The sequence below is a fragment of the Turicibacter sp. St.80E1 genome (genome assembly GCF_059728495.1).
The window spans coordinates 665,474-678,303 of sequence record NZ_AP039386.1 but is presented as its reverse complement, the minus strand read 5'-3'; the positions used below and the strand labels follow the sequence as shown (position 1 = coordinate 678,303).

The following is a 12,830-nucleotide window of genomic DNA, read 5'->3' as shown; positions in this document are numbered from 1 at the left end:
AACCTTTCTACCTGATTCATACAAAAAAAGCCTTCGGTCAATGACCGAAAGCTTTTTTTGTAAAAATTATTTTTGAAGTTGTAATAAACGAGCTTCAACTGTTGCGTATTTTTCCTTATAATCTGAGAGTTTATGACGTTCTTCCTCTACTAAATGGGCAGGTGCTTTCGCCACAAATTTCTCATTTGCCAACTTCGATTCTCCGCGTTTAACCTCTGCAGCTAATTTCTTTAATTCAGCATTTAAACGCTCAATCTCCGCACTAACATCGATTAATCCATCAGTTGGTAAGAAAATATCCGCTCCCGTTACAACGGCAGTCATTGTTTCCTCATCTACCGTTAATCCCTTTTCAATAACTAATTCGCTTGGATTACAGAAACGTTGTAAATAGGCTTGGTTTGTCGTTAAATTTTCTAATGCCTCTTCTGACTTCGCGTTAATGAAAATACGAATTTGTTTACTCATCGGCGCTTCAACTTCCGCACGAATGTTACGAACACCTCGGATAATATCCATTAATAAAGTAAAATCAGTCATGGCTTTTGAATGATTATATTCCTCTTTAACAACTGGCCATGAAGCAACTGCACAAGCTGTATTTTCGCGAGTAATCATTTGGTAAATTTCTTCTGTCACAAATGGCATAAATGGATGTAATAATTTAACAATTGATTCTAATACGTACGTTAATACCATACGCGTTGAATGTTTGGCTTGTTCATCATCACCTTGTAATGGTAACTTAGCCATTTCAATATACCAGTTACAGAAATCTTCCCAGATAAAGTTATAAAGATGACGTCCAACTTCTCCAAACTCAAACTTATCCGCATTATAATTAATTGCTTCAATCGTTTCATTTAAACGTCCTAAAATAAATTGATCAGCAACGTTTAATGTAGCTTTAGATAAATCAACATCCTCGCACGTCATTCCATCTAAGTTCATAATAACGAATCGAGAAGCGTTCCAAATCTTATTAATAAAGTTCCATGTAGACTCTACTTTTTCTTCGATATAACGTAAATCTTGGCCTGGAGCCGAGTTTGTCGTTAAGAAATAGCGTAAACTATCCGCTCCATATTTTTCGATAACATCCATTGGGTCAACCCCGTTACCCAATGATTTACTCATCTTACGTCCTTCAGCATCACGAACTAATCCGTGAATAAGAACATTCTTAAATGGACGCTGGTCAGTGAACTCCAAACTTTGGAAAATCATACGTGATACCCAGAAGAAAATAATATCATACCCTGTAACAAGCGTATCCGTTGGGAAATAGGCTTTAAAGTCTTCTGAAGAAACATCTGGCCACCCAAGTGTTGTAAACGGCCATAATGCTGATGAGAACCATGTATCTAAAACATCTTCGTCTTGTGTCCATTGACTTGAATCAGCAGGTGCTTCCTCACCTACATACATTTCTCCCGTCTCTTTATGATACCAAGCCGGAATTTGATGTCCCCACCATAATTGACGTGAAATACACCAGTCATGAATATTCTCCATCCAACGTAAGAATGTATTTTCAAAGCGGTCCGGAACAAAGTTAACTTTATCGCTCGTTGACTGATTAGCAACTGAACGAGCAGCTAATTCTTCCATCTTAACAAACCATTGCGTTGATAAATACGGTTCAACAATTGCATTTGTACGCTCTGAGTGTCCAACCGAATGCACATGTTTTTCAATCTTAACGACTAATCCCGCTTCTTCTAAATCTTTTACTAACTGACGGCGTGCTTCAAAACGGTCCATTCCGCTATATTTACCAGCAAGCTCATTCATTGTTCCATCTAGATTCATACAAATTGGGCGTGCAAGATCATGACGATTTCCAACTTCAAAGTCGTTTGGATCATGTGCCGGAGTAATTTTAACAGCTCCCGTTCCGAAATCCATCTCAACATACTCATCAGCAATAACCGGAATCGGCTTGTTATTCCCCGGAATTAATACGTTTTTACCTAGTAAGTGCTTATAACGCTCATCTTCTGGATGAACAGCTACCGCAACATCCCCAAACATCGTTTCTGGACGAGTGGTTGCTACTTCTAAGAAATCAGTTGTTCCTTCAATCATATATTTAAAGTGATAGAAAGCTCCTTCGATTTCTTTATGGATAACTTCAATATCTGATAAAGCGGTACGTGCTGCTGGGTCCCAGTTAATAATACGCTCACCACGATAAATTAACCCTTTTTCATATAATTGAACAAAGACTTTACGAACAGCCTTTGATAAACCTTCATCTAAGGTGAAACGCTCACGTGAATAATCTAAAGATAGCCCCATTTTTTCCCACTGTTGGCGAATAAATCCGGCATACTCTTCTTTCCACTCCCATGCTTTCTCCAAAAATGCTTCACGACCAATGTCATAACGTGAAACACCTTGCTCCTTTAAACGCGCATCTACTTTCGCTTGAGTCGCGATTCCAGCATGGTCCATTCCTGGTAACCATAACGCATCGTATCCTTGCATACGTTTCATACGGATAATAATATCTTGTAATGAAGTATCCCAAGCATGCCCTAAATGTAATTTTCCTGTTACATTAGGTGGTGGGATTACAATCGTATACTTAGGTTTATTCGATTGAGGTTGAGCTTTAAAGCAATCTTGCTCATACCAAAATGCATACTTACCATTTTCTACTTCTAAATGATTATACTTAGGTGCCAAGTTTTTTGACATTTTTGGTCCTCCTTATTATAGTGTGACTAGCGTTTTATTTGAAACAACAGGCCTATATAAACAAAGTAGGCTATCCCCACTTCCTCAAGATTCCTCGGCCATCGTCACCCTATCTAAAAAACAATAAAAAATACTCTTTAACTAAACCTCAGCACTAAACAATGACGATTGGAATAATCACCTTGTTCAATAAAACAAGGAGAATGGATGGATTTCTTTTTGATTAGGTTGGAATAATCTGAATTTACACATGGTGAGTGTGCTTATTCTATCAAATGAATGAATTAGATTCCTAATCAAATGGGAATAACCCGTTATGACGCGTGGTGAACGCGCATGACGAATCAAAAAATGGATGATGTCTCATTGTTAAATGCTTGCTTTTAATTAAAAATATTTTTCATATTTTTTGAAATCAATGAAAATGGACGTAAGATTCTTAAATCTCATGAAAATAAGCCTTTTTGTCTATCTCGTGTTTCTTTCTTGATAGGAATACGCTAGTATCCGTTCAAGAGTTAATCGGTCCTTTAAAAAACAATCATTAAAACCACTATGACGATTACCTAAATGATTTAAAAATATTTCGTCCCTCTTAAATTAATGATTCATTCCACCTGGATTTTGGACTTATCAATTAAAAAATATTCACCTTCACATAAAGGTCAAAACTGATTCAAGCGATTATTCTTTTTAATACGTTTATTTCGATTAACTTTTTTCACTCACCTAATTATTTTTAAAAAGAGACCATCTGCCCACAAGATATTCGATTAAAGTTGGGACATAGAATTAATTAACTAGTCATTATAATCCATTTGATTCAAAAGGAACCGTTTGCTAGGGTTCATCCTGCCATTTTAAAGACATTTTCTCATCAAAATAACGATAATACTCATTTTATAGACAAAAAAGATCTATAGATTTTATTTGAACCACCTGGATTTTGGAAAAATAAAATCTTATTGAAGTAAATCTCTATCGTTTTTCTTCATTTAGCAGGGAAGAATTTACTACTTAAACGTTGATAAGTACCACCTGGATTTTGGACCTCTACATTTTGATAAATAAATCCTGACTCTTTTCTAAATGAACTATCATTCATCATGAATGAATCATTATAAAACCACCTGGATTTTGGATTTATAAACATACGATGAAAAATTAACTTCCAAACTTCTTCGTTAAAAATATTTCTCTTATCGATATGGATTTAAGGTTTAAAGTGAAGAAAACCACCTGGATTTTAGCTTTCATGTTACACTTCATCACCCTAACACCTTTTCCTTTAATCCGTTCGATTATGATGAACCAGACTTAAAATTCTTTAATAGGTTAAATAGGTTCGATTTTATAAATACCACCTGGATTTTGGACTTATACTAGCTCCTATTTAACACGTCTTCATTTAATCCTCTTTTTAAGCAGTTTCTCCTTCAAAAAAAGTGAGAATATAAGCACCACCTGGATTTTGGCTCTCATATTTTATCTTTGTAACTCGTATTTAAAAGGTCTCTCACTGAATGTCAGACTCCTTTATTTATCAGCGCCTTTTTTAAATAAAAGGAAAACGATTGCTCTTTTAAATAATTGGAATCATCACTCTTCGTTTTAAAGAAAGTTTTTTATTTTGTTAAAATCTTAATCGTCATAAGTCATCAATAAATTCTTTAGTACTCTTTCAAAAACCAACCTTAGAACCTTACTCCGTGATTTTTAGAAGAACATGGTGGGAGAATCTATCCTTTTCCTTATTTATGATGAATTAAGCTTTATACCGATATCGTAGCAATTCAAGGACGTTATCTGTTATTATCAAGCCGCAAAAAAAAGCACTCCGCCCTATAACTAAGGACGAAATGCTACTATTCCGCGGTACCACCTTGTTTGCAGGTTCAAAAACCTACCTCTCTAAACTTTAACGCAGTAAACGAAATTTCCTACTTTTATTTCAGAAACTCAACTCACAGGCTACTTCAAAGTGATCACATAAGGTTCTTTCAGCTATGAAACCTCTCTCTAGAATGTGAAGGAAACTTTTACTCCTCCTGATCATCGTTTTTTATATCACATTATATACACTGATATTCTACTATAATCCGCCTCCTTATTCAAGAGTTAGTCAAAAATTTTATAACCTTCTACACGAAAAATATTTATTTTCTTTTGTGAAAACGAATTGATACTCCGTTTCCTGTCCGCATAGACTATAGCATAGGGGGTGAAAATATGGGACGCTATCAGCGGGGTGGAGGGTTTAGAGCTTATTTGCAATCCCTTCGCTCAATTATTTCTGTTTTATTTTTCTATCAACTTTATTTAATCATTTTTTCATTTTCCCAATTTGATTTTGTAATGCTCATGATTCTTGGAGGATTACTCGGACTTTTGTGGTGGATTTGCTAATTCAGCCTAACATAAAAGTAGGCCATGACTCCAGGTCTGTAGCCTTTTTAAAAAGCAATCGTTTCGCCTCATTGAACGATTGCTTTTTGCGTTCTAACTATCGTTTCACTAGAATCAATTGATTCGATAACGTTCTAATTCTCCCTTTCTCCTTCTATCCTTTAAGCAACAGCCCTTCAAACAATGGTAGCTAAACTGTCATCGCTAACTCCATTCGATTAATGACCGTTAAATAAGGATTCCTTATCACGACAACGGAACATTTAAACGATCAAATCCACTGTCATACGAATGAAAAGTCCCCTCCTTTTCATCCATACAAAAAAAGTAATTGGAAGAACATTCAATTCCAATTACTTTTTTCATAGCTAATATACAAACAGAATAACCCTTTGCCTTTGATAAACTTTCCCTCACACGAATCATCAGCGGTTACTCAGCCGAAAATTTTTATAAAGCAACCACCTATCCCCATTTTTCATAACAGAGGAGATTCATTTATGATGACTTCGTTCCGGTTGTTGAACTCGGCGGCGGTGCATTAAATTGGTCATACACCTGCAAAGCCATTAAGTGGGGGGCGATACACTCATTTAATAACGCAATATTAATGAGCGAATGATCCTGTAAATTTTGATTTAATTCCTCTAGGTCAATACAAAGTGATCGAAAAAAGAAATAGTGTCGCAGCGCTTGAACCTTCTCATTTTTTACGTAATCTAAAATAATGGAATGCAACCCTGGAACTTGATGATAATTTTCTAAAAACAAACACATGTCGACAGAGGAAATAGAAAACATACTCTTTTCAAAGTTAATTAAATAGGACGACTTTTCAGTTACTAATAAATTAGCAACATTTACATCCCCATGAATTAAACTAATCGGCATTTTTTTATCTTTCTTGATTAAATCATAAAATTTCTTTAACTCATCATGAGCATGATGCAACATCGTATACAACATGGGATAGACCATCATAAAATACCACTCAAAAGGAGAGCGATCCTGCCTCAACTCAAAAGCCTCCATATTTTTTTGCAACGCATCATAACTATCTTGTAACCTCTTATAATCTTTATTATAAATACGTTGCAGCTCATCATCACGCACATCGACTTCTAACGCTGTTTCAGCGTGTAGTTTCCCAAGTAATTCAATGTAATAGTGAATCTGTTGCTCAAGCGGAAGTGGGATAGTCTGAACATAGTCCGTGAGGTAAAAAAAATGATCGCGCCAAGGGACGCAGTGCTTATTATCCCTTGTGCGATAAATAGGTAATATATTATGTGACAACGATTTATACGCAAAAAGTTGCTTCATAATAAACTCATCATTCCCACTAGCGACTTTTAACAAATACTCGTGATTAGTCGCTCTAATTTTCATAGATTTTTGCGTAATCGGTGTTATCGATTCAATTACTAAATTATAATGGGCCTGAACAAATTCCTTTATCTCATCGTAATTTGCCATAGTTAATCATCACACGATCTCCACAGCGTAATGGTGTAGCCAACTCATCCTTATTATAAATTTCTTTTTCTGACACCCCATACTTTGTGCAAATATTTGTGATCGTTGTTTCCTCTTCTTGAACAAAAATGATTTTTAAAATGCTTTCCCCATCTGAAAATTGATTAGCAATTGAATCTTCATTTGAAACAACTGAAACTGACGTATTAGGGGCTAATTCTTCCATCTTTTCTGCCACTTCAAGCAACTCTGCTTCTTCTACTGGTTGTGTTGCTTCTACAACTGTTTCCACAACGTCTTCTACTGAATCATTTGTAATTGGATGTTCCCCTTCTAATGAGTATAACATATCAAAAATTTCTGATTTCTGTTGAGGTTTCACTGTGACTTCTGCAGCGTTCTCTTTCTTGATTGGAAATGGTAACACTTCATCTGTCTCTTCAACCTCTACCTCTTGGTGAACCACTGGAATTTCTGGAACAGCCTTATGATGCTCTTTTTCTACCTTAACTTCTTCCCCGACCACTGGTTCTACAACCGTTACTTCAGTCTCTTTCGTTGGTTCTACTACATTTTCCACGGTTGAATCAGAAACAGTAGCTGTTTGCTTCTCAATCACTTTTTTAATCTTATCAGTTAAAGCTTCTTTACGCTCTTCAGCTAACATTGGATCAATAGCCTCGTGCATCGGTTGATGATCGAATACAACCTCGTCAAAATCGATATAATCCGAATCATCTTCTACTACTTCGATTTCGTTCACTTCCCCAACTGCAGGTTCTACTTCCACAACTTCACAAACCTCAGACTTAGCAACTTCGGCACCTTTATTAAACATCACAGGGGCCTGTGTTTGAGAGTCCTCTTCATGGTGATCCTCATCTACTAATTTCACCACATCACCTAAGTCATATCCTTCTAATGTTAAATTTAAAGATAAGGCTAAACTATTATCACCTTTTACATCATAATCAAAATTCGTAATATCGGCATTAATATCCCCTTTTTTACCGCTATTAGGTAAAGTAATATCAAGTGGAATATGCTCAGTAAATGTTTTTTGTGTTCCTTCTGTTGTTAAGTACTCTCCATCAATCGATACATCGCCGCGTAAAGATAAATAATCTCCTTCATCGTGCGCCTTTGTGTTTAGCACAATATTAAGCGATACGATATCTGCTATGTTGTTGATCGGTAATGTACAATCCCAATTAAATGAATAACTCATGTTAGACCCTCCTAATTTGATATTTCAATTCATTATATTCTTCAAATTCTAAAATATGTGAAATCGAGATCAAAAATGATTCAACATTTCAATTGAAAAACTTCCAAATTAATACGGATAAACATGAGCTCTCGTTTAAAACACCCCACATATCTATCTAACTAACCCATTTAAATCATAAAAAAAAGCATCCCTAAAGGATGCTTATTCTCTTAAAAAATATGAAACAATAAATTATTTATTCATTGCTTCTTTAGCTGTATTAGCTAAAGTTGCGAATGCAGCAGCATCAGAAACAGCTAAGTCTGCTAACATTTTACGGTTAACTTCAATTCCAGCTAATTTTAATCCGTGCATTAATTTGCTGTATGATAATCCGTTCATACGAGCAGCCGCATTGATACGAGTGATCCATAATTTACGGAAATCACGTTTTTTCTGACGACGGTCACGGTAAGCGTATTGTAATGATTTCATTACTTGCTCATTTGCTGTTTTGTATAATGTATGTTTAGATCCGAAATAACCTTTTGCTAATTTTAAAACGCGTTTACGACGTTTGCGTGATACAACTCCACCTTTTACACGTGGCATAATGAGTTCCTCCTTTGTTGTTACGAAAAATGTTTAGTGATTATTATAAGCTATATAACATATCTTTAATACGTTTGTAATCGCTATTAGATACAACAGCTGATTTAGCTAAGTGTTTCTTTTGTTTTGTTGTTTTGTTATGAGCTAAATGGCTTGTATAAGCGTGAGAACGTTTTAATTTTCCTGATCCTGTACGTTTAAAGCGTTTAGCAGCTCCACGATGAGATTTCATTTTTGGCATGGTAGAGTTCCTCCTTTATCTTTTCTACTTTTTCTTTGGTGCTAAAACGAGAAACATTGAGCGTCCGTCAAGTTTAGGATTTGATTCTAAATCCGCAATCTCAGCGCACCCCTCAGCAAAGCGAGTTAAAACGTTACGTCCAAATTCCGTGTGTGCGATTTCTCGTCCTTTAAAACGTACACTTACTTTAACTTTATCACCTTTTGCAAGGAATTTTTGTGCATTTTTCAACTTTGTATTAAAGTCGTGTTGCTCAATGTTAGGACTTAAACGAACTTCTTTTAAACTCACAGTCGTTTGGTTTTTACGAGCCTCACGAGCGTGACGTTGTTGTTCGTAACGGTATTTACCATAATCCATAATACGACAAACAATTGGGTTAGCTTGTGGTGCAACACATACTAAATCTAAGTTTTTCTCAGAAGCAGCACGTAATGCATCTTTACGTTGCATTAATCCTAATTGCTCACGATTCGGACCAATCACTAACATTTCCTTTGCACGGATATCTTCATTGATTAAGCTCTCGTTTTTTACATTTTTCTTGCTAATGATGAGCACCTCCAATTTTATAGAACATTCATGGAAAAAAAGAAAAACGCAAGCACTATAACCTAAGATAAAGCGCCCACGTTTAAATCACAATCACGTAACATCGTAACGATGTGACCTTGAACCTATCAACTGAAGCTGATCAGGTGAGAAGTGGGTACTTCTTCTTTCCACATGATATTCACATTTATTAATTTTAACACCTCAATTAGTTTATGTCAACTAGGTATTAAATATTCTTCAATTTTTTTAGATTATCATCATTTAACAATGGACTTTGCATTAATAGCTGTAAAGCTTCATCATTAATGATTTGATCCTCGATTAGTTTACCATACGTTCCGTTACAAAGCAACTCTTTATAATAAGAATTAAAAATTTCCAATGTTAACACATCTTCGTCAATATACCTCTTCATTTGTCTTAAATGTTTACTCATACTTATTTTATCAATAGTTTCATAATCAAAAAACTTTAAATACGCAGTTGGTGTTGCAAATAACGGTGTTATCATTTCAAAGGAAGACTGAATCTTCACTCGCTTCGCAGGTTCTTGATCGATGTATTCCTTTAAATATTCAAAATCGACCTCATTATTAGCATATAACAACTCCATCTCATCCCCAAACAAACGCATTCCCTTTTGAACTTTATAATACGGTTCAGAAAGATCATCGACAAATGCCCCAATTACCGGATTAATGTGCAACAAAAGTTGGCTTACTGAATATTTTCCGACAACCCCAAACAAAGGAAAGGATAAAATAAAAAGAATGACTAAAAGATATGTATACGCATGTAAGGCACTTAAACATCCACTTAAAAGATGGTCCACCTTACGATCAAACTTAATTTGCGGACATAAATAGTTTTCCCATTCATAGTTCACTGAAAAAACATAGAGTAAACTTTTAAATACGGCAAATAGCAAAATAAATAAAATCATAAAAATAATAAACGGAAGCACGTATTGCTCATAAGGTTGAAGAACGTAACTAAAACTTTCCGGAATCCATGAAGAAAAATCAAAGGTTGAAAAAAAGCGATTCATCAGCATCGTGGTAATTCCAAAAGAAAGGACGCCAGCTAAAATCATCGATGCTAATTGCATTAACAAGTGAAGCAAATTCAAACGATACGAACGCTTATAATAGGTTGATACGATTAAATAAAAAACAGCAATGATTGCTAGATCTAAGATTAAACTTTTTATCACTTCTGTTACCCCCATCATGTAAGACTCTCTCAAACTATTCCTTACATTTTAAGCCATCACCCTTATATTTATGCCCATGAACGTTCCACTTTTTCAGCTAACAAAATCTCTTTCAACGACAAAAAAAACACTTAAACGCCATTAAGCCTTTAAGTGTTTTTTTATTTCATTACAGGGATTATCCCCTATCATCTTAATGATTATCCCTTCTAAATATCAATCGAAACCGATAAGATACGTTTTTTCATCACAATCTTCAAAGATAGCAAAAAGGCAAGATTCGTTCATCTTGCCCTTTTGGGTAATCTCTTAATCGTTTTAGTTTCTTTTTCACCTGCGCTATTTGTCAGAATCCTTTTTAATTAAATCCATCGAAATATCAACGAGTGTTGGCGTCCTACTATCCAAGCTTTCAAGGGTCGTCGTCCCTAGTTTACTAAAGTTGGCATCATAAACATCTAATTCTATGTTTTCTCCTTCGTAAAGACGATTTTCTAATAAGATGATTTGATTTTGAAAGTCAAATCCAGCCATCCGTTTATCCCCGTACAAAAACACTTCATAATTCGCATTCTCGATATCATTTAAGTCTATTTTTAATAGTAAATTATCCTCTTGATACAATCCCTTTTGATAGTCTGAGGCTTCCGACGATTTATTACAAAGAACCTCCAAAAACAATTCATCGTCACTAAGACTAAATCTAGAAGCCGGAACACATTGCTCGCGTTCTTTCGAGTCTGTTTCAGGATAGCTTACTTTCTTTTGAATAGTCAGATTCTCATCAACTTCCAAAATCATAAACGAGCCATTTTCCTCGTCAGTCCCAAATATAAACAACTTATTATTAGCGTGATAGAACTCAATAGGACCATCATTTATTCCGAGATTATCTCTAATATCGCAAGAATAAAGTAAATTAAATGATAAATCATAGACTAAAATTTTCTCCTCAATTATTAGATTGTCATCCTCATCTAATTCGGGAGAAGCTGTGTTAGCGTATAGAAAAATTTTATTATTAAACATGACACCATTTCTTATAGCCAGTTCACTTTCAAACTCCTTACAAACCCACTCATCTGCCAAATAGCACGCCCCAGAATTATATAACCCTTCCTCGGCGAATCCTCCATTCACGGTTAAAAAAAGCTGTTGAGAGAATGGATTAATCACATCATAAATTTTATTTAAGGTCGGTAGCGTTGTAATTTCTTTTGTGTCATAATCATAGAATGACGGCGTTTTGGCAATATAGCCATCAAAATACACTTGCTGACCGAGTTGTTTCAGGTAAGAATACTCAATTCCTGTTTCCACTGGAAACTCCTCATAGTTTTTTACCCTTCCTTGATCGTCCGTTGTCACTAAGACGGAGTTGTTATACGGATCTTGACTTACAATATATTTCGCACTAAACTCAGTGGCCGAATCCGATGGACCCCCCTGCTTCATCTGATGAAAGACATAGGAAGCAAGTACAATAAAAATAAGTAAGCCACCCAATTGTAACACTCTTTTTCTCATATTAATCCCCTTTTTTCATTATTTTACCTTCTGATAGAAAAATACATTATCATCCCATAAAATCTGATACGGAGTGACACCTACAATACCTGATGGAATCGGAAAGCTTGTTTTAGCATTCCCTACATTATAACCAGCCGCCAACCACGCCTTGTATACTAATTTTGAACAGTACCAAGCATTTGTGCTAGATAGTGTAGTTTTAATTGCATATGGTTTTCCTATTTGTTGCCTTGCATAATTCACAGCTGTTTTATACTTCGCTTGAGTTGCCCCGCCCACGTATAACTCATCCGTGTTATATTTTGCCCAAAACGACTTATATCTATTTTTACTAGCCACCCCGAAGTCTGGGTGCGCTTCGATCACATAATTGGTTGTAAAATCAGCAATACCCGCATGACCATGGTTCCACTCTACATATACCCCTCCTGTCTTAGGCCATCTCCACGAAAAGGTCTTATCCATACTAATTAAGATATCACCATAATTAGTCCAGTCTGCCCTAGCTGTATAATTTACACTATTAGGGACTAAGCTATCCTTTTTCATTTCTGTAATAGCATCAATCTCCTCTCTATTTAAATCCGCTATAACTTCTAAGACATTTCTAGTAGCATCTTGCCTTTCATCCTCGGGTAACTTATCAATAATAGGTTGATTCAAATCCCTAATTTGTTGTGAATAGGTTTTTAAATCACTTGAACGCATAAGAAAATCTTCAGGCATTATTACCTCATAGTCTGATTTTGCAAAAACACCCTCTGCATTTGCTAATGACATACTTGTAGCCATAAATAGGCCAATAATAACTTTGCTAGTTACTTTCATATAAACTCTCATCTCCTTAATAGTTATTAAATTAATCCCCTATAAAATTTCAGATC

Annotated in this window: 10 protein-coding genes and 2 other annotated features; of the genes, 1 reads left to right on the top strand and 9 read right to left on the bottom strand. The window is 35.3% G+C overall.

The features are described from left to right. Positions 1 to 66: 66 nt before the first annotated feature. Complete coding sequence (locus tag AC6I0I_RS03115; RefSeq protein ID WP_262953460.1) at positions 67 to 2,703, bottom strand: valine--tRNA ligase; 2,637 nt, start codon at positions 2,701 to 2,703, stop codon at positions 67 to 69. A gap of 1,847 nt (positions 2,704 to 4,550) precedes the next feature. Continuing rightward, positions 4,551 to 4,768, bottom strand: a binding site (T-box leader). A 164-nt stretch (positions 4,769 to 4,932) separates the two neighbouring features. Here AC6I0I_RS03115 and AC6I0I_RS03110 point away from each other — a divergent pair. Next, on the top strand, positions 4,933 to 5,109 hold the full coding sequence (locus AC6I0I_RS03110) for a hypothetical protein (RefSeq protein WP_161831579.1): 177 nt from the start codon (positions 4,933 to 4,935) through the stop codon (positions 5,107 to 5,109). Between the two features lie 498 nt (positions 5,110 to 5,607). On the opposite strand, the gene AC6I0I_RS03105 is transcribed toward AC6I0I_RS03110, so the two are convergent. The 8 genes from AC6I0I_RS03105 to AC6I0I_RS03070 form a co-directional block, all read right to left on the bottom strand. Next, entirely contained in the window at positions 5,608 to 6,585 is a 978-nt protein-coding gene (locus AC6I0I_RS03105; protein WP_161831578.1) for a protein kinase family protein, read from the bottom strand. After that, on the bottom strand, positions 6,569 to 7,813 hold the full coding sequence (locus tag AC6I0I_RS03100) for a hypothetical protein (protein ID WP_262953461.1): 1,245 nt from the start codon (positions 7,811 to 7,813) through the stop codon (positions 6,569 to 6,571). Before AC6I0I_RS03100 ends, AC6I0I_RS03105 begins: the two co-directional genes overlap by 17 nt. A 234-nt stretch (positions 7,814 to 8,047) precedes the next feature. Next, complete coding sequence (gene rplT, locus AC6I0I_RS03095) at positions 8,048 to 8,407, bottom strand: 50S ribosomal protein L20 (protein ID WP_055243298.1); 360 nt, start codon at positions 8,405 to 8,407, stop codon at positions 8,048 to 8,050. A gap of 43 nt (positions 8,408 to 8,450) precedes the next feature. Next, a complete protein-coding gene (rpmI, locus tag AC6I0I_RS03090; RefSeq protein WP_161831576.1) occupies positions 8,451 to 8,648 on the bottom strand; it encodes a 50S ribosomal protein L35 in 198 nt (65 codons plus the stop codon). A gap of 24 nt (positions 8,649 to 8,672) precedes the next feature. After that, positions 8,673 to 9,209 (bottom strand): translation initiation factor IF-3, encoded by a 537-nt coding sequence (gene infC / locus AC6I0I_RS03085; protein WP_262950841.1) that lies wholly within the window; start codon positions 9,207 to 9,209, stop codon positions 8,673 to 8,675. A gap of 25 nt (positions 9,210 to 9,234) precedes the next feature. Next, positions 9,235 to 9,375, bottom strand: a sequence feature (ribosomal protein L20 leader region). Positions 9,376 to 9,429: 54 nt separating this feature from the next. Then, positions 9,430 to 10,416 (bottom strand): hypothetical protein, encoded by a 987-nt coding sequence (locus AC6I0I_RS03080; RefSeq protein ID WP_161831575.1) that lies wholly within the window; start codon positions 10,414 to 10,416, stop codon positions 9,430 to 9,432. Positions 10,417 to 10,755: 339 nt separating this feature from the next. Then, on the bottom strand, positions 10,756 to 11,943 hold the full coding sequence (locus AC6I0I_RS03075; protein WP_161831574.1) for a hypothetical protein: 1,188 nt from the start codon (positions 11,941 to 11,943) through the stop codon (positions 10,756 to 10,758). Between the two features lie 18 nt (positions 11,944 to 11,961). Then, on the bottom strand, positions 11,962 to 12,774 hold the full coding sequence (locus AC6I0I_RS03070) for a YiiX/YebB-like N1pC/P60 family cysteine hydrolase (protein WP_262950837.1): 813 nt from the start codon (positions 12,772 to 12,774) through the stop codon (positions 11,962 to 11,964). Positions 12,775 to 12,830: the final 56 nt, after the last annotated feature.

Bases quoted from the DNA above. Each gene is read 5' to 3' on its own strand.
- AC6I0I_RS03075 (WP_161831574.1), bottom strand. From the start codon at position 11,943: ATGAGAAAAAGAGTGTTACAATTGGGTGGCTTACTTATTTTTATTGTA.
- rpmI (WP_161831576.1), bottom strand. From the start codon at position 8,648: ATGCCAAAAATGAAATCTCATCGTGGAGCTGCTAAACGCTTTAAACGT.
- AC6I0I_RS03110 (WP_161831579.1), top strand. From the start codon at position 4,933: ATGGGACGCTATCAGCGGGGTGGAGGGTTTAGAGCTTATTTGCAATCC.
- AC6I0I_RS03100 (WP_262953461.1), bottom strand. From the start codon at position 7,813: ATGAGTTATTCATTTAATTGGGATTGTACATTACCGATCAACAACATA.
- AC6I0I_RS03105 (WP_161831578.1), bottom strand. From the start codon at position 6,585: ATGGCAAATTACGATGAGATAAAGGAATTTGTTCAGGCCCATTATAAT.
- AC6I0I_RS03070 (WP_262950837.1), bottom strand. From the start codon at position 12,774: ATGAAAGTAACTAGCAAAGTTATTATTGGCCTATTTATGGCTACAAGT.
- rplT (WP_055243298.1), bottom strand. From the start codon at position 8,407: ATGCCACGTGTAAAAGGTGGAGTTGTATCACGCAAACGTCGTAAACGC.
- AC6I0I_RS03115 (WP_262953460.1), bottom strand. From the start codon at position 2,703: ATGTCAAAAAACTTGGCACCTAAGTATAATCATTTAGAAGTAGAAAAT.